19 protein-coding genes are annotated in these 21862 nt (G+C 70.0%); 9 read left to right on the forward strand and 10 right to left on the reverse strand.

Annotation, left to right across the window (positions count from 1 at the left end):
* The first annotated feature begins 25 nt into the window (after positions 1 to 25).
* Positions 26 to 1033, forward strand: coding sequence for a Bug family tripartite tricarboxylate transporter substrate binding protein (locus HV742_RS10130; protein WP_054415233.1), 1008 nt, complete (start codon positions 26 to 28; stop codon positions 1031 to 1033).
* Positions 1034 to 1078: 45 nt separating this feature from the next.
* On the opposite strand, the gene HV742_RS32450 is transcribed toward HV742_RS10130, so the two are convergent.
* Complete coding sequence (locus HV742_RS32450; RefSeq protein WP_269888885.1) at positions 1079 to 2281, reverse strand: MFS transporter; 1203 nt, start codon at positions 2279 to 2281, stop codon at positions 1079 to 1081.
* A gap of 93 nt (positions 2282 to 2374) precedes the next feature.
* Here HV742_RS32450 and HV742_RS10140 point away from each other — a divergent pair, with 93 nt between their 5' ends.
* Both HV742_RS10140 and HV742_RS10145 read left to right on the forward strand, forming a co-directional pair.
* Positions 2375 to 3328 carry a helix-turn-helix transcriptional regulator gene (locus HV742_RS10140; RefSeq protein WP_175144966.1) on the forward strand — a complete coding sequence of 318 codons (954 nt, stop codon included), beginning with the start codon at positions 2375 to 2377 and terminating at the stop codon, positions 3326 to 3328.
* Between the two features lie 119 nt (positions 3329 to 3447).
* Positions 3448 to 4704, forward strand: a complete 1257-nt coding sequence (locus tag HV742_RS10145; RefSeq protein ID WP_059272503.1) for an MFS transporter — start codon at positions 3448 to 3450, stop codon at positions 4702 to 4704.
* Between the two features lie 51 nt (positions 4705 to 4755).
* Here the strand turns inward: HV742_RS10145 and HV742_RS10150 are convergent, their stop codons facing one another.
* The 4 genes from HV742_RS10150 to HV742_RS10165 all read right to left on the reverse strand — a co-directional run bounded on the left by HV742_RS10150 (position 4756) and on the right by HV742_RS10165 (position 7200).
* Positions 4756 to 5361, reverse strand: coding sequence for an ATP-dependent Clp protease proteolytic subunit (locus HV742_RS10150; protein ID WP_049075926.1), 606 nt, complete (start codon positions 5359 to 5361; stop codon positions 4756 to 4758).
* 38 nt (positions 5362 to 5399) lie between these two features.
* On the reverse strand, positions 5400 to 5759 hold the full coding sequence (locus tag HV742_RS10155; RefSeq protein ID WP_175144968.1) for an SRPBCC family protein: 360 nt from the start codon (positions 5757 to 5759) through the stop codon (positions 5400 to 5402).
* Entirely contained in the window at positions 5756 to 6070 is a 315-nt protein-coding gene (locus HV742_RS10160; RefSeq protein WP_049075922.1) for an ArsR/SmtB family transcription factor, read from the reverse strand. The genes HV742_RS10155 and HV742_RS10160 overlap by 4 nt, the downstream gene beginning before the upstream one ends.
* Before the next feature lie 74 nt (positions 6071 to 6144).
* On the reverse strand, positions 6145 to 7200 hold the full coding sequence (locus HV742_RS10165) for a GGDEF domain-containing protein (protein ID WP_231891666.1): 1056 nt from the start codon (positions 7198 to 7200) through the stop codon (positions 6145 to 6147).
* Positions 7201 to 7464: 264 nt separating this feature from the next.
* On the opposite strand from HV742_RS10165, the gene HV742_RS10170 reads away from it, so the two are divergent.
* From HV742_RS10170 to HV742_RS10180, 3 genes are all read left to right on the forward strand, one after another.
* On the forward strand, positions 7465 to 9309 hold the full coding sequence (locus HV742_RS10170; RefSeq protein WP_175144970.1) for a methyl-accepting chemotaxis protein: 1845 nt from the start codon (positions 7465 to 7467) through the stop codon (positions 9307 to 9309).
* A 423-nt stretch (positions 9310 to 9732) separates the two neighbouring features.
* Entirely contained in the window at positions 9733 to 10161 is a 429-nt protein-coding gene (locus HV742_RS10175) for a tripartite tricarboxylate transporter TctB family protein (RefSeq protein ID WP_049075918.1), read from the forward strand.
* Positions 10162 to 10177: 16 nt separating this feature from the next.
* Positions 10178 to 11689, forward strand: a complete 1512-nt coding sequence (locus HV742_RS10180; protein ID WP_054415478.1) for a tripartite tricarboxylate transporter permease — start codon at positions 10178 to 10180, stop codon at positions 11687 to 11689.
* Positions 11690 to 11739: 50 nt separating this feature from the next.
* On the opposite strand, the gene HV742_RS10185 is transcribed toward HV742_RS10180, so the two are convergent.
* Positions 11740 to 12936, reverse strand: coding sequence for an FAD-dependent oxidoreductase (locus tag HV742_RS10185; RefSeq protein ID WP_175144972.1), 1197 nt, complete (start codon positions 12934 to 12936; stop codon positions 11740 to 11742).
* Between the two features lie 90 nt (positions 12937 to 13026).
* On the opposite strand from HV742_RS10185, the gene HV742_RS10190 reads away from it, so the two are divergent.
* Positions 13027 to 13863 carry an AraC family transcriptional regulator gene (locus HV742_RS10190; protein ID WP_100507602.1) on the forward strand — a complete coding sequence of 279 codons (837 nt, stop codon included), beginning with the start codon at positions 13027 to 13029 and terminating at the stop codon, positions 13861 to 13863.
* A 30-nt stretch (positions 13864 to 13893) separates the two neighbouring features.
* Here the strand turns inward: HV742_RS10190 and HV742_RS10195 are convergent, their stop codons facing one another.
* From HV742_RS10195 to HV742_RS10205, 3 genes are all read right to left on the reverse strand, one after another.
* Positions 13894 to 14244, reverse strand: coding sequence for a DOPA 4,5-dioxygenase family protein (locus HV742_RS10195; RefSeq protein WP_059272499.1), 351 nt, complete (start codon positions 14242 to 14244; stop codon positions 13894 to 13896).
* A 5-nt stretch (positions 14245 to 14249) separates the two neighbouring features.
* Complete coding sequence (locus tag HV742_RS10200; RefSeq protein WP_054428740.1) at positions 14250 to 14609, reverse strand: translation initiation factor Sui1; 360 nt, start codon at positions 14607 to 14609, stop codon at positions 14250 to 14252.
* Positions 14610 to 14683: 74 nt separating this feature from the next.
* Positions 14684 to 15586 (reverse strand): LysR family transcriptional regulator, encoded by a 903-nt coding sequence (locus HV742_RS10205; RefSeq protein WP_169536729.1) that lies wholly within the window; start codon positions 15584 to 15586, stop codon positions 14684 to 14686.
* Between the two features lie 101 nt (positions 15587 to 15687).
* On the opposite strand from HV742_RS10205, the gene dkgB reads away from it, so the two are divergent.
* The gene (gene dkgB / locus HV742_RS10210; RefSeq protein ID WP_068950340.1) at positions 15688 to 16491 is read left to right on the forward strand and encodes a 2,5-didehydrogluconate reductase DkgB; all 804 of its coding nucleotides are present in this window, start codon (positions 15688 to 15690) and stop codon (positions 16489 to 16491) included.
* Positions 16492 to 16620: 129 nt separating this feature from the next.
* Entirely contained in the window at positions 16621 to 17670 is a 1050-nt protein-coding gene (locus tag HV742_RS10215) for an NADP(H)-dependent aldo-keto reductase (protein WP_068980869.1), read from the forward strand.
* Positions 17671 to 17739: 69 nt separating this feature from the next.
* Here HV742_RS10215 and HV742_RS10220 read toward each other — a convergent pair whose 3' ends face one another.
* Complete coding sequence (locus HV742_RS10220; protein ID WP_175144974.1) at positions 17740 to 21759, reverse strand: bifunctional nitrate reductase/sulfite reductase flavoprotein subunit alpha; 4020 nt, start codon at positions 21757 to 21759, stop codon at positions 17740 to 17742.
* Between the last annotated feature and the right edge of the window lie 103 nt (positions 21760 to 21862).

A 21862-nucleotide genomic window follows, 5' to 3' on the forward strand; every position in this document is an offset into this window, starting at 1 on the left:
GCGCCATCGCCTAGAGAGACCCATCATGTTCCGTTCCCCGTCCCGCCCCGCGCCGCTCAAGCGGCTGCTCAGCGCCGCCCTGCTGGCGGTGGGCGTCGTGTCAGGCGCCGCCGCGCTGGCCGACGACAACTATCCGCAGCGCCCGATCACCCTGGTGGTGCCGCACCCGCCCGGCGGCTCCGTCGACGGCGTGGCGCGCCTGTATGCCGAACAGCTGGGCAAGGAGCTGGGCCAGTCGATCGTGGTGGAAAACCGCGCCGGCGCCTCGGGCATGATCGGGGCGGCCTACGTCGCGCGGGCCGCGCCGGACGGCTACACGCTGTACCTGAACGCGTCCATCCACGCCATCAATCCGCTGCTGTACAAGAAGACCATCAAGTTTGATTCGGTCAAGGATTTCACGCCGATCAGCGAGCTGGCGCAGGGCGCGCTGATCTTCAGCGTCTATCCCAAGGTGCCGGCCGAGAACGTGGGCGACCTGGTCAAGCTGCTCAAGGCCGAACCGCAGAAGTACTCCTTCGCCACTTCCGGCTTCGGCTCGGCCGGGCACCTGGCCGCGGCCTCGTTCCTGCATGACAACGGCCTGGACCAGATCCCCATCGTGCTCTATCGCGGCGGCGGTCCGGCGCTGTCCGATCTGGTCGGCGGCCAGGTGCAGGGCCTGATCGACCCGATGCTGTCGTCGCTGCCGATGGTGCGGGCTGGCAAGCTCAAGGCGCTGGCCGTGACCGGCGCCGCGCGCAGTCCGCTGCTGCCCGATCTTGCCACCATGAAGGAGCAGGGCCAGAAGAACTTCGAGTTCTATTCCTGGTATGGCGTGTGGGGGCCGGCCAAGCTGCCGGAGCCGGTACTGCGCAAGCTGGAGGCGGCCTCGGCCAAGGTGATGGCCAACCCCAGGATCGTCGACCAGCTCAATGGCCTGGGCTTTGAACCGTCGGTCAAGAACTCGGCGGCCTTCGCCAGGTTCATCGACGCCGAGATGAAGCGCTACCAGGTCATCATCGACCAGGCCAACATTCACATTACCGAATGATGCGAACCCATTGACCAGGCCCCCCGCCGCGGGGGGGCCGTGGCGTCATGGCGCGGCCACGCGCGGCTTGAGCGTCGCGGCCAGCGCCACCAGCAGCAACAGGCTGGCGGCCACCACATAAGGCATCCAGGGTCGCACGCCATACAGCAGCGTGCATACCAGCGGCGCCACCACCATCGCCATGCCCTGCACCGCGATCACCGAGCCGGCGGCGATGCCTTGCTCGTCGGCGGTCACGGCATTGGCCGCCAAGGTCTGGATCGAGGGGAACACCAGGCCCATGCCGGCCGCCATGACGGCGTAGCACGCCACCAGCCCCGCGGTGCCGCCCAGCGCCGGCACCAGCAGGAAGCCGATGCCCGACAGCAGCGCGCCGCCCGCCAGGCAGCGCGCCGCGTTCATCCGGCGCGCCTTGGCCAGCCCCACCTGCACCAGGATCAGCATGACGCCGACGGTGGTCATGGCCCAGCCCGCCGTCCGCGCGGCCGGGCCGGGCGCCTGGCGCAGCGCGTCCATGGCGTAGAAGCCGACGATCATCTGCGCGGTGATGACCGCGCTCATGGCCAGCAGCATCGCGGCCAGCGGCAGGCGCAGCCGGCGGTCGCTCAGCTTGAGCGGCGGCGTGGCGCGCGGCTCGTGCGCGGCGTCGGACGGCAGCTTCGCGGCCAGCCACAGCGTGCCCAGCAGCGGCAGCGCGGCGGCGATGTACAGCGGCAGCGTCAGGCTGTCCTTGACCAGCAGGCCGCCGATGGCCGGCCCCAGCACCATGCCCAGGCCGTTGGCCGCGCCCAGCTTGGCCATCATGGCGCCGCGTTGCTCCGGCGCGGTGATGTCGGCGATGCGAGCCGCGCTGACGGTGGGCATGGCGGCGTAGAAGGCGCCGATCAGGGCGCGCAACGCCATCAGCGCCAGCAGCGCCAGCCAGACCGGCGGCGGCTCGCGCAGCATCAGGTCCAGGCCGATGGCCAGCAGCAGGTAACTGGCGATGTAGCCGGCGGCGGCGCGCAGCAGCACGCCGCGGCGGCCGATGCGGTCGCTGCGGCCGCCCCAGTAGCGCGCCATCAGCATCCACAGCACGCCGGCCACGGTGACCACCAGGCCGCCATGCCATTCGGCCAGCCGCAGGCCGCGCACCACCGGGCCGATCACGGGCATGAAGGCCATGATTGCGGTCAGGCACAAGGTGTTGAAGACGAACAGGGCGGCGGCCTCGTTCGGGCGGCGGGCGGTGTCTGGCAAAGGCGGCATGGAAAGTTTGATGCGGATGAAAATTGTTATCATCCAGGCCAGGCGGCGGCCGCGCTAGCGAATCCGCGCCGGAAATTGCGGAATTGGAACAAAATGGCCTCTCAGCCCCGTCCTGCCCCGGACCGCCGCGCGCCCCTTACCGCGCAGGACCTGCTGCGCCTGCTGCCGCCGGATTGGCTCAGGATCCGCACCCAGCACGAGCTGCCGGGCGGCATCTCGATCGGCTGCCTCGACGGCCGACCCGAGTCCGACTGGGCCGCCAGCGGCGCCGCCGAATCCAGCGTCGGCGTGGCGATCGTGCTGGAAGGGCAGTTCGGCGTGGGCTTCGAGGGCGGCGCGGCCCTGCGCATCCAGCCGGGCAGCGTCATCCTGCACGGCACGGCCGAGCCGGTGCCGGGATGGGACGAATTCAAGGGCCGCCACAATATCCGCGCCGTCGACATCCGTTTTTTCAGCGACACCGTGCGCGCCCTGTGGCGGCGCACCTTGCGGCAGGTGCCGCCCGCCGCGTTCGCGGCCGACGGCAGCGTGCCGGCGCGTGACGCGCAGTTGGCGACGCTGCCGCTGTGGCCGGGACTGGCGCGCGTGGCCGGCGAGATCCTGGCCTGGAACCAGGACCGTGGCGAGATCGCCGCGCTGTATCTGCAAGGCAAGGCCCAGGAGGCCCTGGCCCTGACCCTGGCGCACCTGGCCGGCCGCGCCGCGGCCGACTTGCCGCCGCCGGCCGACCGCAAGCGGCTGGCCGAGGCCCATCGCCGCATCCAGCACGAATACGCCGATTGCCGCGGCGTGCGGCAGCTGGCGCACGCCGTGGGCCTGAGCGAAAAGCGGCTGCAGGCCGGCTTCATGTCGCTCTACGGGCAATCAGTGCACGGCTGCCTGCTGCAAGCGCGGATGGAGGCAGCCGCCGGCCTGTTGCGGCGCGGCTGCTCGGTTACCGAAACCGCCTACAGCATCGGCTTTTCCAGCCTCAGCCATTTCATCAAGGCCTTCAAGGCGCACCGCGGCGCCACCCCCAAGGCCTGGCTGCGCGGCGCCGTGCGATAGCCGCGCCCGGTGGGGGGTAGCGGCAATACCGGTATCGCGGCTGGCCTTGCTGCGCGCGGCGAGGCTGGCAACAATCGCGCTTTCACCATTCACGCCCGAACGCCACAAGGCCCGCTGCCATGACATCGCCCACATCCCCGGAACCCGCCGACGCGGCCGCGCCCGCCGAGAACATCCACTGGCGGCGCAATCTGGCCGTCTGTTTTGCCGGCTCGTTCAGCACCATCGTGGCAATGACGCTGCTGCTGCCGTTCCTGCCGCTGTATGTGGAAGAGCTGGGCGTGCAGGGCCATGCCGCCATCGTGCAATGGTCCGGCGTGGCCTATGGCGCCACCTTCTTCGCCGCGGCGCTGGTGGCGCCGCTGTGGGGCCGGCTGGGCGACCGCTACGGGCGCAAGCTGATGCTGGTGCGCGCTTCGTTCGGCATGGCGATCTGCATGTCGCTGACCGGCATGGTGCAGAACGTGTGGCAGCTGGTGCTGCTGCGCTTGCTGGTGGGCCTGGCCGGCGGCTATGCCTCGGGCTCGACCATCCTGGTGGCGATGCAGGCGCCCAAGGCGCGTTCGGGTTGGGCGCTGGGCGTGCTGTCGGCCGGCATCATGGCGGGCAACCTGGTGGGCCCGCTGATCGGGGGCGGGCTGCCGCCGCTGATCGGCATCCGCGCCACCTTCCTGCTGGCCGGCGGCGTGATCTTCCTGGCCTTCCTGGCCACCGTGTTCCTGATCAAGGAGATGCCGCGTCCGGCCAAGCCCGCCCGATCGGATGGCAAGCGGCGCGGCGGCTGGGCGCAGATTCCCGACAAGCGGCCGGTGGCCGCGATGCTGGCGACCGGCATGCTGCTGATGTTCGCCACCATGTCGATCGAACCGATCATCACGGTCTACGTGGGTCAGCTGGTGGACGACCCGGCCCGTGTCACCCTGGTGTCGGGCGTGGTGATGTCGGCGGCGGCGCTGGGCGCCATCCTGTCGGCGTCGCGATTGGGCCGGCTGGCCGACCGGGTCGGCCACTGGACGGTGATCATCGGCGCGCTGGCGGTGGCCGCGCTGCTGCTGGTGCCGCAGGCCTTCGTCACCGCCGGCTGGCAACTGGTGGCGCTGCGCTTCCTGATGGGACTGGCGCTGGGCGGGCTGCTGCCATGCGTGACCAGCGTGATTCGCCACAATGTGCCCGACGGCGTGGGCGGCAACGTGCTGGGCATGTCGATCTCGGCGCAGTATGCCGGCCAGGTGGCCGGGCCGCTGCTGGGCGGCTTCATCGGCGGCCATTTCGGCATGCCGGCGGTATTCCTGGGCACCGCGGTGCTGCTGGCGCTGGGGGCGCTGGCCAACGGCGTGCTGCGGGCGCGCCACCAGCGCGCGCTGGCCGAGGCCTAGTGCGTGGCCGTCACGCCGATGGCGCGACGGCGCGGGCCGCGCATGGCCGCCTCAGAAGCCGGCCGAGCGCGCATCCATGACGTGGTCGATCAAGCCCCATTCGACCGCTTCCTCGGCGCTCATGTAGCGGTCACGGTCCAGGCTGCGCTCGACGTCCTCGTAGCTGCGGCCGCAGTGTTCGGCGTACAGGCGGATGATGCGTTGCTTGGTGCGCTGCATTTCCTCGGCATGGATCAGCATGTCCGAGGCCTGCCCCTGGAAGCCGCCCAGCGGCTGGTGCACGTGCAGGCTGGCGTTGGCCAGCGCGGCGCGCTTGCCGGGTTCGCCCGCCATCAGCAGGAACGAGCCCATCGAACGCGCCGTGCCCATGCACAGCGTATGCACCGGCGACTTGATGAACTGCATGGTGTCGTACATGGCCAGGCCGCTGGTGATGACGCCGCCGGGCGAATTGATGTACAGGTGGATCGGCTTGCCGGGGTTCTCGGCTTCCAGGAACAGCAGCTGCGCGCACACCAGGGCCGACACGGCGTCGTTGACCTCGCCGCTCAGGAAGATGATGCGTTCGCGCAGCAGCCGCGAATAGATGTCGAAAGAACGTTCGCCGCGGCCGGACTGTTCCACCACCATCGGGACGAGCTGCATCGTTTCGCTCATGGGCGAACTCCTGTCTTGCGTGAAAGAGGGACCGGGGGTCAGGCGGCGAGCTTGAAGCCGGACCAGGTATCGTTGGCCGCCCGCGGCAGCGGTTGCGCCAGCCGCGCGTCATCGGGCGTGTGCACGATGGTCAGGCGGGTGCCGCCGTCGGCGTTGGGGCTGAGCTGGAACGTGACCACGCTTGCCAGGCAGGGCGGCAGCGTCTCGCGCATGCGGTAGCGGATTTCGACGCCCGGGGTGGCGGCCAGCGGCTCGGGGTCGGCCAGCGCGCCGTCCGGCAGCCATTGCTCGCGCAGGGCGGGAACGCTGATCGCGCGCCAGACTTTCTCGGGCGGCGCATCCAGGTCGTAATCGAGCACCAGCGCGGTGTCCTGCGGGGCGGGGGCCGTCGGGGTCATTGGTCCATGTCCTTGAGCAGTGTCTTCAGGGCGTCGACGCGCGCCGGCCACCAGGCGCGGTACTTGGACAGCCACCCGGCGAGCAGCGCCAGCCCGTCCGGGTCGACCTGATAGTTGACGAAGCGTCCCTGGCGTTCCTCGCGCACCAGCCGCGCCTGGCGCAGCACCGCCAGGTGCTGCGAAACCGCCGGCTGGCTGATGTCCAGGCCCTCGCGCAGCGCGCTGGCGTTCATGGCGCCCGCCGCCAGCTTGTCGAACAGCGCGCGGCGGGTGGGGTCGGCCAGAGCCTTGAAGATGTCGTTTTCGATCATGGCAACACATTAGCAAACACTTATGTGTTGCGCAAGCCCTGACCGGCCGGGGCTTGCGCGCGCCGTCGCCCCTCTCAGTGGATGGTGCGGGACCCCTTGCGGGCGCGCTTGACCTCGTACATGCGGGCGTCGGCCAGGCGCACCGCTTCCTCGGCCGTCAGGCCGCGCGGGTCCAGCGCCACCACGCCGACGCTGGCGCCCTCATACGCCAGGGCCGCCTCGCCGAGCTGGAAGCGGCCCACGGTGGCGGCGGTGGCGCGGTCCTCCAGCGACCGGGCGGCCTCTTCGGCGTCGCCGCGTTCGGCCTCGTGCCCCGGCGCCGCGTCGCCGCGCGCCAGCGCGGGGCCGGGCCCGATCAGCACGAACTCGTCCCCGCCCAGCCGGCCCACCATGTCGGAGGCGCGCAGCGCCATCGCCAGGCGCCGCGCGATTTCCCGCAGGAAGACATCGCCCTGCTGATGGCCATGGGTATCGTTGATGCCCTTGAATCCGTCCAGGTCGACCATGCCCACCAGCACGCTGCCGCCTTCGCGCAGGGCGCGGCCGCGCAGGCGGTCCAGTTCCTCGTACAAGGCGCGGCGGTTGGGCAGGCCGGTCAGCGGATCGGTCAGGGCGAAGGCCATCAACTTGGCGTTGGCATCGCGCAACTGCGCGACAAGTTGTTCGCGTTCGATGAAGTTGGCGATCACGTTGGAGAACAGCCGCAGGATCGATTCGGCCTGGGGCGCGATCGCGCGCTGGCTGGCGCTGGCGCCGCACAGGGTGCCCAGCAAGAGGCCGTCGTCGGTGCGGATCGGCGCGCTGACGTAGGTCTGGATGCCGAGCTGGCGGGCCGCGTCGGAGTCGGGCCAGCAGGCGCCGACGTCGCTGGTGGCCATGCGGCCCTCCGCCAGCGCGCGCTTGCACAGGGTGTCCGCCCACGGCACCGACAGGCCTTCGGCGATTTGCAGCGTGCCGGCATTGCGCGCGTAACGCACGTGCTGCAGGTCGGCTTCCAGGTCGATCGACGTGAGGTAGGTGGACTCCAGGCCGGTCACGGCCCCGAGCATGTCCAGGAGGGGGCGCGTCAACTGTTCGACCGATTTGGCGGCCTGCAGCGACGCCGAAAGTTCGGCGAGTATCGGGTCCAACGAAAGCTCCCTGCGTATCACTGTGGCGATGCCGCTCCCGCGCGTCCAGGCGCGTCGTCGCATGCCCGGGCCGCGGTCCGGCCCAACCCCGATTATGCCTTGCCAGGATGGCGGCAACGCCTGTCTTGCGCGGGCGCGTGTCCGGGCCGGTCGCCCGGCCTAAAGTCCCTAGCGGCATTGCCGTAAGCCTGGGTGGCGCGGAGCTTATCGCGTACCTGGATACCCGTGCCCTCCGGCCCGGGCAGTTGCAGTAAGAAGACAAGCATGAAAATCACCTCGTTGCGCAACAGGATCCTGTTGATCACCTGTTTCACCGTCATCGGCGCCCTGGCGCTTTCGGGCATCGCGATCTATCACATCGTGCGCGACAACATGATGGCCACCATCTCCGCGGACCTGGACGCCATCGCCGCCGGCAACGCCAGCGCCATCGACCGCTGGTCGGCGGACAAGGCCCAGGCCGTGTCCGCCACCGCCGCCGTGGTCGAGAAGGGCGACCCGCGCGGCCTGACCCGGCTCATGGGCGAGACCAACGGCTTTCCCATCACCAGCATCGGCTGGAGCGACAAGAGTTATTTCTCGACCGCGCAGACGCCGCCCGACTACGACCCCACGGCGCGCCCCTGGTACAAGAGCGCCGTGGCCGCCGGCAAGCTGACCGTCACCAAGCCCTATGGCGACTCGGGCACCGGCAAGCCGTACGTGGCGTTCACCGCGCCGATCGTGCGCAACGGCCAGACCACCGGCGCCATCAGCGGCGCGGTGGCGCTGGACGGCATCAAGGACGTCATCAAGGCCATCCGCCCCACGCCCGCCAGCACCGCGTTCGTGCTGGCCAGCGACGGCCAGGTGATCTCGCACGTCGATGACAAGCTGGCGCTCAAACCCTCGACCGACGTGGCCGCCGGCCTCACGCCGGTCGCGCTGGCCGAAATGGCGCGCGACGGCGCCGCGCCGATGGCGCTGAGCCTGGGCGGCGTTCCCAAGCTGCTCAAGGCCCGCCGCATCCCTGGCACCGACTGGTTCCTGGTGATCGCGCTGGACGAGGCCGAGGCCACCGCCGGCCTGTCGCAGGTGTTCAACGCCACGCTGGTCTCGCTGGTGGTGCTGACGCTGGTGGCGGTGCTGCTGGCCAGCGTGGTGACCTCGCGCGCCTTCAAGCGTCTGTCGGCGGTGCGCGACGCGATGGACACCATCGGCTCCGGCAACGGCGACATGACGCACCGGCTGGCGGTGGTGGGCCATGACGAAGTGGCGCAGATCTCGTCGTCGTTCAATGCGTTTGTCGACAAGATCAGCCACGTGATGCTGGATGTGCGCAGCGGCGTGCATTCCATGACCTCGGCCACGCGCGAGATCGAGATGGGCAACCGCGACCTGTCGCAGCGCACCGAAGTGTCGGCCGGCTCGTTGCAGGAAACGTCGTCGGCGCTGACCGAGCTGACCTCCAGCGTGCGCCAGACCGAAGAGGCCGCCGAGCACGCCACCCGCCTGGCGACCGAGGCCAGCCTGGCGGCCGAGCGCGGCGGCCAGGTGGTGACCGATGCCGTCACCACCATGGGCGCGATCGCGCAATCGTCCGAGCGCATCACCGAGATCATCAGCGTGATCGACGGTATTGCCTTCCAGACCAACATCCTGGCGCTGAACGCGGCGGTGGAAGCCGCGCGCGCCGGCGAGCAGGGCCGCGGCTTTGCCGTGGTGGCGGGCGAGGTGCGCACGCTGGCGCAGCGCAGCGCCGCCTCGGCGCAGGAAATCCGCGCGCTGATCCAGGCCTCGGTGCAGAACGTCAAGAGCGGCACCGAGCGGGTGCAGGCCGCCGGCTCGACCATGAACGAGATCGTCGAAGGCGTGTCGCGCGTTCAGAAACTTGTCAGTGAGATCCACGGCGCCATGGCCGAGCAGAGCGTGGGCATCAGCCAGATCGACCGCAGCGTGTCCGAGATGGACCAGGCCACGCAGCAGAACGCGGCGCTGGTGGAGCAGTCGGCCGCGGCCTCGGCCATGCTGAGCGACCAGGCCGGCGCGCTGGCCGGCACCGTGGCCCTGTTCAAACTGCGGGAGGACTCGCAAGCCGCCGCGCCCCGAATGGCCGCGCTGCCCGCCTGAGCAGGCCCTGCGCTTTCCGGCGGCGCCTGCCGCCGGATGCCGCCGCGCCACGCCGCGTATGTCGCGGCGCCTGCCGGCCGCCATGCCGACGCCCGCCTCGTGCCGCGTCGGTTTTTTTTCGCCCTTCGCGCCGTGCCGAGATTGGCGATAACCCGGGGTGTTGCCGCCGGCCGCTTTCAGTTTGACATCAATTCAGGAAGCAGTCAGCTGAAAACCGCGAGCACTACGGGAAAGCGATAAGTGTTTGACGCGTTTCGCCACAAAAAGCGAAAGCGGATTGGAAGTGTCGCTCTCTACTATCTGCCGACCCGTCCGCAGCACCGAAATTTTCAGCGGCAAGACAGGCGGGAAAGCCAGGCCGATTGCAAGGATCGGCTGGAGAAAAACAAGCGAGAAAGCGCATTGCCTGGGAGGGCGCGTCGTATGTACTTAAGCAATAGAAACTTCGTTGCGGGGCTCTTCATGATCGCCTTCGCCCTGTTGTTCGGGCTGGCGGCATTGAAGTATCAATTGGGGACTTTCAGCCGGTCGGGGCCTGGCCTGTTCCCGCTCATGGTCAGCTCGCTGCTGGGCGTGATCGGGGTGATCTCGGTGGTGCGTTCGCGCTTCGTGCCGCCCGTGCCGCTGAGCTACAGCATCAAGAACATCGCCATCATCATGCTGAGTCTGTGCGGCTTCGCGGTGGTGTCCGGCCTGATCAACATGATCGTCGGCATCGTCTTCTTGGTGTTCTGCTCCACCTTGGCGGGCACCTCGTATTCGCTGGTGCGCAACGTCAAGATCTCGCTGGGCCTGATCGCGGTGGCGTTCGCCTTCCGCAACCTGCTCGGCCTGAACCTGCCGCTGTTCTGAGGGGAGAGACGCCATGATGGAGATGTTCAACAACCTCGCGTTCGGTTTCGAGCACGCGCTGACCCTGCAGAACCTGATGTACTGCGCCATCGGCTGCGTGGTCGGCACGCTGGTCGGCCTGCTGCCGGGCCTGGGCCCGCTGTCGACCATCAGCCTGCTGCTGCCGCTGACCTATTCCATTCCCACCGGCGGCGCGTTGATCATGCTGGCCGGCATCTACTACGGCGCGCAGTACGGCGATAGCGTCAGCGCGATCACGATGAAGATCCCGCATGCGAGCAGTATCGTCGCCTGCATCGACGGGTATCAGATGAACCTGAAGGGCAAGACCGGCCTGGCCTTGTTCACCGCGGGCGTGTCGAGCTTCATCGGCGGCACCGTGGCGATCGTGGTGCTGTCGACCATGGCGCCGGCGCTGGGCGAAGTCGGTCTGCTGTTTGGCCCGGCCGACTACTGCGCGCTGATGCTGCTGGGCTTTTTCTGCGTCAGCTTCGTCAGCAGCGGCAGCCTGCTCAATGGCCTGGCGATGGCGATGATCGGCATTCTGCTGGGCGTGATCGGCACCGACGTCAACAGCGGCGTGGCGCGCTACACCATGGACCTGGCCTTCCTGCAGGACGGCGTGGGCCTGATCAGCATCGCGCTGGGCTGCTTCGGCATCGCCGAGATCGTCAAGAACCTGGATAACCGCAACACGCTGACGCCGTTCAACGGCAAGATCAAGCTGATCCCGACGTGGCCCGAGTTCAAGCGCATCCTGCCCAGCGCGCTGCGCGGCAGCGTGGTCGGTTCGGTGCTGGGCATCCTGCCCGGCGGCGGCCCGACCATCGCGCAGTTCGCCGCCTACGCGGCCGACAAGCGCTTCAGCAAGTACCGCCACGAGATCGGCAGCGGCGCCATCGAAGGCGTGGCGGGCCAGGCGGCGGCCGACGAAGCGGCGGCGCGCACCAGCTTCATCCCGCTGATGGCCATCGGGATCCCCGAGAACGCCGTCATGGCGCTGATGCTGGCCGCCTTCATCGTCAAGGGCATCCAGCCCGGCCCCAACATGATCGGCACCCACCCCGACCTGTTCTGGGGCCTGGTGGCCAGCATGTGGGTGGGCAACTGCTTCCTGCTGATCCTGAACGTGCCGCTGGTGCGCTACTGGCTGTCGGTGTTCAAGATTCCGTACACGGTGCTGTTCCCGGCGATCCTGTTCTTCTGCTGCATCGGCACGTTCAGCATCAACAACAACCTGGACGACATCTACATCACGGCGATCTTCGGCCTGATCGGCTACCTGTTCCTGCGCCTGGGCATGGAAGCCGCGCCGCTGATGCTGGGCTTCATCCTCGGCCCGATGCTGGAAGAGAACTTCCGCCGCGCCATGCTGCTCAGCCGCGGCGAGTTCAGCATCTTCCTGACGCGGCCCATCAGCGGCACGCTGCTGGCGCTGATCGGCGCGGCCGTGGTGTGGCAACTGGTGTCGTTCCTGCGCAAGGCGCGCAAGGCGCCCGCGCTGGAACAGGCGCCGGCCGAGCCCTGAGGCGGCGGGGTTGCGGGCCTGCGCGGCGTTGCTTCTCGCGCGAGCAGGCCCTAGCCCCTGCCGGTGACGCGGGCGGCGGCCTCGGCCGATTGTTGGACGGCCCGGTCGCCGCGAGCGCGCAGATCCACTTCATAGTCTTGCAAGGCCTGCCCCAGCGGCAGGCCTTTGCACACCTGCGCCAGCCGCGTCGCCAGCGATTGCGCATCGGCCAGGGCGGTGTTGGCGCCCAGGCCGCCCGCCGGGCTCATCGCATGCACCGCGTCGCCCAGGAACGTCAGCCCGGCTTGCGTCCATCGCGGCAGGGGCGGCGCCTGGTAGACGGTCTTGAGCGCGATGCCGCGCGGATCGCTGGCGGCCGCCATGGCGGCCAGCGCGGGATGCACCGGCGCCAGCAGGCGCTGCGCGGCTTGCTGCCAGCGCGCGCCCGTCGCGGTGTCGTCCCGCTGGCTCGCGCTGATCGCGGCGTCGTCCGCGCCCAGCACCGCGCGGCGCTCGCCGATGATGGCCCAGTACTGGTAGCCGGGCACCGCCGTCAGCGTGCAAGCCGGCGCGAGGCGCCGCGCCAGCGCCGGCAGCGCCGCCAGTTTCATGGCGTCCAGCACCAGCGCGTAGCCGGCGCCGAACACCACGCCGGCGCCATCGCGCAGGGCCGGCGGCAGGTCACCGGACGCGAGGCTGCCGGCCGGCGCCATGCCGAAGATCGTCACCGTGCCGCTATCCTCGGGCACGGCTAGCGGCAGGTGCTGGCGCCGCAGCGCCGAGTGCACGCCGTCGGCGGCCACCACCAGCGTGCCGGGCCGCGCGCGGATGCCTTCCAGGCGCGGGCCGCTGTCATCCATGCCCGCGCAGCCGTGGCCGAAATGCACGCGCCCTTCCAGGCCGGCCAGCAGGATCTCGCGCAGCGTCTGCCGGTGCGCCGAGCGGTCGGGCGGGGTGTCGGCGTCGTCCAGGCGCCAGGTGGCCGAGGCGCGTCGCGGCAGCGGCCGCAGTTGCGCGTCGAGCATCGCGCCGGGGTGGTCGTGGGTCGAGCAGCTTTGCTGGAACAGGGCGTACAGGTCCGGCGGCAGGCAGTGCGCCAGCGCCGCCTGGCCAGTGGCGTCGATGCGCAGGCGGTAGCCCTGCACCCGGCTGTCGGTGCGCGCGTCGCGCTCGTAGACGTCGAAGTCGATGCCGACGCGCGCCAGCCCCTGCGCCAGGCACAGGCCGCCCAGGCCGGCGCCGATGATGGAAACGTGGAGATTCTGCATAATGTCCTCGAAGCAAGCCGGCGTTGCCGGCACCTCCACAGCTTGCGCGCAAGCGCGCCCGCGACGGTAATGCCGGCGCGCCAACAAATGATGCGAACCCGCCAGACCGCTGCCCCCGCGCCCGACTACAGCGAATTGCTCGACGGCCCGGCCGTGTGCGTGTTCCATGGCGCCGACGCGCCCGGCAGCGAGTTCCGCCTGGGCTCGCGCGAATACGATTGGCATGCCCATGCCCGCGGGCAGTTGTTCGGGGTGGACAGCGGCGCGATGCGGGTGCGCACCGAGGCCGGCTCGTGGCTGCTGCCGCCGCAGCGCGCGGGCTGGATCCCGCCAGGGCTGCGGCATCGGGTCAGCGTGGCCGGGGCGGCCAGCGGCTGGGTGGCGCTGGTGCATCCGCAGGCCGCCGCGGCGTTGCCGGCGGCGCCCTGCGTGCTGGGGGTGGACGGGGTGTTGCGCGCCATGGTGCTGCGCGCGGCCGATTGGCCGGACAAGTTGGCGCTGGACCCGGCGCGCGCGCGCTTCGCGGCCGTGCTGCTCGACGAAATCGAGGCGGCGCCGCGCGAGCGGCTGCACCTGCCGTGGCCGCGCGACCGCCGGCTGGCCCGACTGGCGCAAGTCCTGGCGGAAAACCCGGCCGACAATCGGCCGCTGGAAGTTCTGGCCGCGCAGGCCGGGCTGGCGCCACGCACCGCGCAGCGACTGTTCCGCGAGGAAACGGGATTGGGCTTCGCGCAGTGGCGCCAGCAACTGCGCCTGATCCATGCGCTGGAGCGCTTGAGCGCGGGCCAGCCGGTGGCGCAGGTGGCCGACGCGCTGGGCTATGCCACGCCCGGCAATTTCATCGCCATGTTCAAGCGCGCCTTCGGCATGACGCCGGGGCGGTACCTGCGGACGCCGCTGGGCGAGGGCGACGCGGCCATCGCCTGATCCGCGCCGGGCATGGCCGGTTCGCGGCGTTCAACCGCCGAGCGCCGCCAGGTTCAGCGTGTGGCTGTGGCCGATCCACACCGCGCAGTCGCGGTGGTCGCGCAGCGACTCGCCGGTGTTCGGATGCAGGAACACGTCCAGCGCGCCATGGTTGAGCGTCAGCCAGGTGAGCACGCGCGGCAACGCGGCTGGCGCGAAGGCGAGCTGGTAGCTCCATTGCGGGTGCGGGCCGACCGGGCGCTCGTGGAAGCGGCCCATCTGGATGCTGTCGCCGAAGGCGTCCAGCGCCTGTTCGCGCAGCGCCCAGGCCGCGTCGCGGCTGTCGGCGTTGAAGTAGACGTGGGCGTGCCAGCTATCGACGATGGCGGGGTCCAGGATCATGAGGGTCAACCTCCGGCGCGCTTGGCGCGATGGCCGAGTTTGTCGAGCGCGGCCAGGATGCGGTCGCAGTGATCGCCCTGCACCTCGATGACGCCGTCCTTGACGGTGCCGCCCGAGCCGCAGGCGGTGCGCAGCTGTTTGCCCAGCGCCGCCAGGGCGTCGTCGTCCAGCGGCAGGCCCTTGACCACGGTCACGGCCTTGCCGCCGCGGCCCTTGGTTTCGCGCGAGACGCGCACGCCGCCGGGCGCCGGCACGGGCCGGGCCGCCGCCTTGCACTGGCAATCGGCGAGCGGGCGGCGGCATTGCGGACACATCCGGCCGCCGTCGGTGGAGTAGACGAGTCCGCCTGGGGAGCTGCTTTTCATGGGTGATGCGTGAGATTGCGGTTCAGGCAGCCATTATGCCGGAGCCGCCGCCGCGAGCCCGGCGCGGGCGGCGCTCACTCGTCGAAGCCGCGCGGCCCCAGCGATTCGACCAGGTAGTCGATGAAGGACTTGATGCGCGAGGAGATCGCGGTGTTGCGGTAGTACACCGCGTTGACCGGCTGGCGCACGTCCAGCGTCTGGCGCGGGAACAGCTGGCGCAAGGCGCCGGACTGGCGGTCGGCGCGCGTCATGAAGTCCGACAGGCAGACGATGCCGGCGTCGTTCAGCGCCAGTTGCCGCAGCGTTTCGCCGCTGAACGAGCGGATCGCCGGCTGGATGTGCAGCGGTTGGCCGTCGGCGTCTTCCAGCGGCCATTCGTTCAGCGATTCCAGTTGCGAGAAGCCGAGCAGGGTGTGCTCGCGCAGATCGGCCACCCGCTTGGGGGCGCCGTGCGCCGCCAGGTAGCCGGGGCTGGCCAGCACGCGCACGCGGCTGCGGCCGATCGGCACCGCGTGCAGCGAAGAATCCTTCAGGCTGCCGATGCGCAGCGCCAGGTCGGTGCGGCGTTCCAGCAGGTCGATGTTGCCCTCGTTGCTGTTCAGTTCCAGCTCGACCTTGGGATAGCGCTTGCGGTAGCCCGGCACCAGCGGAACGATGACGTGCAGCATGAAGGGCGAGGCGGCGTCGACCCGCAGCCGCCCGGCCGGCTGGTTGCGGCGCGCGCGCATCTGTTCCTCGGTCTCTTCGACCGCGGCGATGATCTTGCGGGCCTGCTCCAGGTAGGCGCTGCCTTCCTCGGTCAGTTCCAGCCGCCGGGTGGTGCGGCGCATCAGCGTGGTCTGCAGCTTTTCCTCCAGCCGCGTCATGGTGCGGCTGGTGGCGGAAATGGTCTGCTGCAGCGCATCGGCGGCGGCGGTGATGGAACCGCAGTCCACGATGGCGATGAAGACCTGCATTTCGTCGAGGGTCGTTTTCATATTTGACGTTATATCAAAAGTCTTTCGCCGATACAGGGCTTATTCCGCAAGGATCGCGCGGGCACACTGGGTGCATTCCAACACCTACCCGGGAGTTTTACATGAGCATTCCGTCTTTTGGCGTCGGCACCTTCCGCCTGCAGGGCCAGGTCGTCATCGATTCCGTGCGCAACGCGCTGGACGTCGGCTACCGCGCCGTCGACACCGCCCAGATCTATGAAAACGAAGCCGAGGTCGGCCAGGCCATCGAGGCCAGCGGCATCGCCCGCGCCGACCTGTTCCTGACCACCAAGATCTGGGTGCCGAACTATGGCCGCGCCAAGCTTGTGCCCAGCCTGAAGGACAGCCTGGCCAAGCTGCGCACCGACTACGTCGACCTGACGCTGATCCACTGGCCCGCGCCCGGCAACGGCGTGGCCATCGCCGAGATGATGGCCGGACTGATGGACGCCCGCGAACAGGGCCTGACGCGCCAGATCGGCATTTCCAACTTCCCCATTGCCGAGACCCGCGAGGCCATCGCCGCCGTCGGCAAGGAAGCGATCGCCACCAACCAGATCGAGCTCAGCCCGTATCTGCAGAACCGCAAGCTGGTGGACTTCCTGAACCAGCAGGGCATCCACGTCACGTCGTACATGACGCTGGCCTACGGCAAGGTGCTCAAGGACCCGGTGATCGGCCAGATCGCGCAGCGTCACAACGCCACGCCGGCGCAGGTGGCGCTGGCCTGGGCGCTGCAGCGCGGCTTCGCCGTGATCCCGTCGTCCACCAGGCGCGAGAACCTGGCGAGCAACCTGCTGGCCCGCGACCTGCGCCTGACCGACGCCGACATGGCGCGGATCGCCGCGCTGGAACGCAACGGCCGCGAAGTCAGCCCGGAAGGCCTGGCCGCCGCCTGGGACTGAAGCGCGCCGCCGTCGGCTGACGGGGGCGGCGTCCACGGGCTGGGCCAACCGCGCCGCTTCGTCAGCAAAACGCCAACCGAGTTGCGGTAAGGTAATCGCTCCCTTCAGAGATTCCGCACGGAGCAGAACTTGAAATACCGCAAACTCGGCCGTACCGACCTGGACGTCAGCCTCATCGGCCTGGGCACCATGACCTGGGGCGAGCAGAACACCGAGGCCGAGGCCCACCAGCAGCTCGACTACGCGCTGGAGCGCGGCGTCAACCTGGTCGACGTGGCCGAAATGTACCCGGTGCCGCCCAAGCCGGAAACCCAGGGCCTGACCGAAACCTACATCGGCACCTGGCTGGCGCGCGGCAAGCGCCGCCAGGACATCGTGCTGGCCAGCAAGGTGGCCGGCCCGGTGCGCGATCCCAAGCGTCCCGGCCACATCCGCGATGGCAAGACCTTCCTGGACCGCAAGAACCTGACCGAAGCGCTGGACGCCAGCCTCAAGCGTTTGCAGACGGACTACCTGGACCTGTACCAGCTGCATTGGCCCGACCGCACCACCGCCACCTTCGGCCAGCTGTCGTATCCGTGGGTCAAGGACGACCACACCGTGCCGATCGAGGAAACCCTGTCGGTGCTGCAGGACTTCGTGCGCGCCGGCAAGGTGCGCCATGTGGGCGTTTCCAACGAAACGCCGTGGGGCGTGTCGCAGTTCCTGAAGGCCTCCGACAATCTCGGCCTGCCGCGCATCGCCTCGATCCAGAATGCCTACAGCCTGCTCAACCGCGTCTACGAGATCGGCCTGTCCGAATTCAGCCACCACGAAGGCGTGGGTCTGCTGGCCTATTCGCCGCTGGCCATGGGCATGCTCTGCGGCAAGTACCTGGACGGCGCCCGTCCCGCCAATGCGCGCCTGACGCTGTATACGCGCTTCACGCGCTACAGCAATCCGCAGGCCGAGGCCGCCACCCGCGCGTACGTCGAACTGGCGCGCCAGCACGGCATCTCGCCGACGCACCTGGCGCTGGCCTGGGTCAACCAGCGCCCCTTCGTCACCAGCAACCTGATCGGCGCCACCAACCTGCAGCAATTGAAGGAGAACATCGACAGCGTCGACGTCGAACTGTCGTCCGAGCTGCTGCAGGCCATCGACCAGATCCACGTGCGCCATCCCAACCCGGCGCCCTGATCCCCGCCCGCCGCGCCTGCGCGCAGGCGCGGCCCGGGCCGCCCAACCGGACGGCCCGGCCCCTGTCTCTCAATACACGTCACGCAGGTAGCGCTTGTCGGCCGTCATCCGCGCCACATAGGCTGCCGCCGCGTCGGCGTCCAGGCCGCCATGTTCCGCCACCACCTGCCGGAGCATGGCGTCCACGTCCTTGGCCATGCGTTCGGCATCGCCGCAGACATAGAAATGCGCGCCCTCCTGCAGCCACGCCCAGAGCTGTGCGCCGTGCTCGCGCATGCGGTCCTGCACGTAGACCTTGGCCGCCTGGTCGCGCGAGAACGCCAGGTCCAGCCGTGTCAGCAGGCCATCATCGCGCAGCGCCTGCAATTCGTCGCGATAGTAGAAATCGCTGGCCGCGTGCCGCTCGCCGAAGAACAGCCAGTTGCGGCCGCCATCGCCGCGCGCCCGCCGCTCCTGCAGGAAGGCGCGGAACGGCGCCACGCCGGTGCCGGGGCCGACCATGATCATCGGCGTGTCCCCCTGCCGTGGCGGCCGGAAGTGGCTGGCCTCCTGCACGAAGACCGGCACGTCGGCGTCACCCGCGCGGTCGGCCAGGAAGGTCGACGAGACGCCCTTGCGCTGGCGCCGGCCGTTGTCGTAGCGCACGGCGGACACCGTCAGGTGGACCTCGCCGGGATGCGCCTTGGGGCTGGAGGCGATGGAGTACAGGCGCGGCTGCAGGCGCTTGAGCGCGCCCAGCCACGCCTGCGCCGGCAGCGCAGCCGGAAACGCGTGCAGCACGTCGACCAGCTGCTTGCCCCACAACCATTGGCGCAGGTCGGTCCGGCGCTCCTCGGCCAGCAATTGCCGCAGGCCCGGGTCGCGGGTGTGTTCGGCGATCAGCGCCAGCGTGGCGGGGGCGGGGCGCGCGATTTCGTAATGCGCGGATAGCGCTTGGGCCAGCGGCATGTCACCGACGCCCGGCACGCTGGCCACGGCGTCGCCGGACAGGCCCGCCTGCGCCAGCAGCTCCTCCACCAGCGCGGGACAGTTCACCGGCCACACGCCTAGCGCGTCGCCGGCCTCGTAGGCCAGCCCCGAGTCCGACGTGTCCAGCGCCAGCGCGCGGGTGTCCTTGTCGCCGTGGGCGTTCAGACGCTGGTTGCCGACCAGGCGCGCGCGGGCCGGGCGCTTGCGGGAGGGCGGCGCGGGACGCATGCCGGGCGGCGAGCCGGCAGGCGTCGGCGGCGCGATGGTCGGCACAATCGCGGACGCCGGGCGCGGCGCCCGCGCCGGCGAGGCCCCGGCCGCCAGCGCCCCGGCGATGTCATCCGGCATCAGGTCGCCCGCTGGATGTCCTTGCCGTTCGGCCTCGGCGGCGTGGATGGCGGCAATGGCGCTTTCCAGCCAGGCCTGGGCCGGCGCCTCGAAGTCCGTGTCGCAATCGACCCGCGCCAGCAAGGGCCGCGCGCCCAATTGCGCCAGCCGCCGGTCGAGCCGGCGACCGTGGCCGCAAAAAGCCTCGTAGTTGCTGTCGCCCAGGGCCAGCACCGCGTGGCGCAGCGGCGCCAGTTGCGGCGCGTCGGCGGCGGACAGCGCGCGCCACAGGTCCTGGCCGTTGTCCGGCGCCTCGCCGTCGCCGAAGGTGCTGGTGATCAGCAGCAGGTACTGGGCGCGCGCCAGGGCGTCGACCGCGCAGTCCGCCATGCAGGCGGTGCGCAGCGCGAAACCGGCCGCGGCCAGCGCGGCGGCGCTGCGTTCCACCAGCGATTCGGCATTGCCGGTCTGCGAGGCCCACAGCAGCGTCACGCGCGGGCGCGGGCCGATGATGCGGATGGCGGCTTCGCCGGTGTCGGCGGCCAGCCCCAGCGGCGCGGCCATGGCCTCGGCCGGCGCGGCGCGGCCTGCCGACACGGCGGGTGGTTCGGCGGCCGTCGTCCTGTCGGCAGGCGCTGACACGCGGCACAGCGCCACCGCGCAGAACTTCAGTTCGGGCTGCTGCGACAGTGGATCGATGGCGTCGCTGGTGACGGCGTTGATGCACAGCGCCTCCCCATACAGGTCGTTCCAGTGCATGGGGGCGAAGCAGTTGCCGGGCCGGACACGGTCGGTGACGACGGCGGGCAGCACCGCGCGCCCGCGCCGCGAACGGATCTCGACACTGTCGCCGGCGGCGATGCCGAGCGCAGTCGCGTCGTCGGGATGGATCTCCACGAACGGCGCGGGATTGAGCTTGTTCAGCATCGGCACCTTGCCGGTCTTGGTCAGCGTATGCCATTGGTGCTGCAGGCGTCCGGTGTTGAGCACCATGGGATAGTCGACGTCGGGCAGCTCGGCCGGATCGACATGCGGCCGCGCGTGGAATTGCGCGCGGCCGTTGGCGGTGGCGAACGCCAGGCGAGGCCGCGCGCCGTCCTCCTCTTCGCGCCACGGCTGGCTGACGCCGTCGTTGAGATAGCGGATCGGATTGCGGTCCGGACCGTCGGCGCGCGCACAGGGCCATTGCAGCGGCGTTTCGCGCAATCGCGCATGGCTGGCGCCGCGCAGGTCGTAGCCGGTGGCGGGGTTGGAAAAGCCGGCGATCTCGTCGAACACCTCGGCCGCGCTGGCGTACTGGAACGCGTGGCCGTAGCCCATCTCGCCGGCCACGGCGGCGATGATGCGCCAGTCGGGCAGGGCGTCGCCGGGCGGCGGCACGGCACGCGGCATCAGCGTCAGGGTGCGCTCGGAATTGATCATCACGCCGTCGGCCTCGGCCCACAGCGCGCCGGGCAGGAGGATGTCGGCATGGCGATTGGTCTCGGTGTCCAGGTAGGCGTCCTGCGCGATCACCAGTTCCGCGGCGCGCAGCCCGGCCAGCACGTTGGCGCGGTTGGCGACGCTGGCCACCGGATTGGTGCAGATGATCCAGCAGGCCTTGATCTCGCCCGCCGCCATGCGCTGGAACAGGTCGATGGTGCCTTGCCCCAGCCGCGCATGCAGCGTGCCGGCCGGCACGCCCCAGCGCGCCTCGACAAAGGCGCGGTCGGCGGCCGACAGCACACTGCGCTGGCCCGGCAGGCCGGGACCCATGTAGCCCATCTCGCGTCCGCCCATGGCATTGGGCTGGCCGGTCAGCGAGAACGGCCCGCTGCCCGGCCGGCAAATGCGGCCGGTGGCCAGGTGCAGATTGCACAGCGCGTTGGTGTTCCAGGTGCCATGGGTGCTCTGGTTCAACCCCATGGTCCAGCAGCTCATCCATTCCGGCGCCGCGCCGATCCAGTCGGCGGCCTGCCGCAGTTGCGCGGCGGCGATGCCGGTCAGCGCCTCGACGCGCTCGGGCGCGTAGTCGCGCAGGAAGTCCGGCATCGCCTCCCAGCCGTCGGTGTGCGCGGCGATGAAGGCCGCGTCGGTCTTGCCGGCCTCATGCAGCAGATGCAGCAGGCCGTTGAGCAGCGCCAGGTCGGTGCCCGGCTTGATCGCCAGGTGCAGGTGCGCCTTCTCGGCGGTGGTGGTGCGGCGCGGATCGACCACGATCAGGCGGGCGCCGGCCTTGACCCGGTCCATCATGCGCAGGTACAGGATCGGATGGCAGTCGGCCATGTTGGCGCCGATCACCAGGAACAGGTCGGCGCGGTCAATGTCCTGGTACGAGCCCGGCGGGCCGTCGGCGCCCAGCGACAACTTGTAGCCGCTGCCGGCGCTGGCCATGCACAGCCGCGAATTCGACTCGATGTTGTTGGTGCCGATGAAGCCCTTGGCGAGCTTGTTGGCCAGGTACTGGGCCTCGATCGACATCTGTCCGGACACGTACAGCGATACCGCGTCCGGGCCGTGCGCATCGATGACGGCGCGCAGCCGGCGGGCGGTCTCGCGCAGGGCCTGCGCCATCGGCCTTGGCACCAGGTCCTGGCCGCGCCGGTCGCGCGCATAGGCGTGTTCCAGCCGGCCGGACTGGCGCAGGGCGAGGTGGGCCGAGGAACCCTTGGTGCAGAGGCGGCCGAAGTTGCTGGGATGCTCGCGGTTGCCGGTGATCTTCACCACCTGCTCGCGCTCCACATGCAGGGTCATGCCGCAGCCCACGCCACAGTAGGGGCAGACGGTGTCCACGGTGCGCGCGTTGCCGTTCATGCTCGGCTCCAAAAAAGAAAGCGCCCTGCCTGCGCGGCCAGTGGCCGGGCGGGCAGGGCGCCATTGCCCTGGTGAGTTCCCGGCGTGGCCGGGTCGATACGCT

Source organism: Achromobacter ruhlandii (assembly GCF_902859695.1).
GTDB classification, from domain to species: domain Bacteria; phylum Pseudomonadota; class Gammaproteobacteria; order Burkholderiales; family Burkholderiaceae_B; genus Achromobacter; species Achromobacter ruhlandii.

Coding starts and splice junctions, on each gene's coding strand:
- HV742_RS10205 (WP_169536729.1), bottom strand. CDS start 15,586: ATGAAAACGACCCTCGACGAAATGCAGGTCTTCATCGCCATCGTGGAC.
- HV742_RS10220 (WP_175144974.1), bottom strand. CDS start 21,759: ATGAACGGCAACGCGCGCACCGTGGACACCGTCTGCCCCTACTGTGGC.
- HV742_RS10200 (WP_054428740.1), bottom strand. CDS start 14,609: ATGAAAAGCAGCTCCCCAGGCGGACTCGTCTACTCCACCGACGGCGGC.
- HV742_RS10175 (WP_049075918.1), top strand. CDS start 9,733: ATGTACTTAAGCAATAGAAACTTCGTTGCGGGGCTCTTCATGATCGCC.
- HV742_RS10140 (WP_175144966.1), top strand. CDS start 2,375: ATGGCCTCTCAGCCCCGTCCTGCCCCGGACCGCCGCGCGCCCCTTACC.
- HV742_RS32450 (WP_269888885.1), bottom strand. CDS start 2,281: ATGCCGCCTTTGCCAGACACCGCCCGCCGCCCGAACGAGGCCGCCGCC.
- dkgB (WP_068950340.1), top strand. CDS start 15,688: ATGAGCATTCCGTCTTTTGGCGTCGGCACCTTCCGCCTGCAGGGCCAG.
- HV742_RS10180 (WP_054415478.1), top strand. CDS start 10,178: ATGGAGATGTTCAACAACCTCGCGTTCGGTTTCGAGCACGCGCTGACC.
- HV742_RS10195 (WP_059272499.1), bottom strand. CDS start 14,244: ATGATCCTGGACCCCGCCATCGTCGATAGCTGGCACGCCCACGTCTAC.
- HV742_RS10130 (WP_054415233.1), top strand. CDS start 26: ATGTTCCGTTCCCCGTCCCGCCCCGCGCCGCTCAAGCGGCTGCTCAGC.
- HV742_RS10170 (WP_175144970.1), top strand. CDS start 7,465: ATGAAAATCACCTCGTTGCGCAACAGGATCCTGTTGATCACCTGTTTC.
- HV742_RS10185 (WP_175144972.1), bottom strand. CDS start 12,936: ATGCAGAATCTCCACGTTTCCATCATCGGCGCCGGCCTGGGCGGCCTG.
- HV742_RS10155 (WP_175144968.1), bottom strand. CDS start 5,759: ATGACCCCGACGGCCCCCGCCCCGCAGGACACCGCGCTGGTGCTCGAT.
- HV742_RS10145 (WP_059272503.1), top strand. CDS start 3,448: ATGACATCGCCCACATCCCCGGAACCCGCCGACGCGGCCGCGCCCGCC.
- HV742_RS10190 (WP_100507602.1), top strand. CDS start 13,027: ATGCGAACCCGCCAGACCGCTGCCCCCGCGCCCGACTACAGCGAATTG.
- HV742_RS10160 (WP_049075922.1), bottom strand. CDS start 6,070: ATGATCGAAAACGACATCTTCAAGGCTCTGGCCGACCCCACCCGCCGC.
- HV742_RS10150 (WP_049075926.1), bottom strand. CDS start 5,361: ATGAGCGAAACGATGCAGCTCGTCCCGATGGTGGTGGAACAGTCCGGC.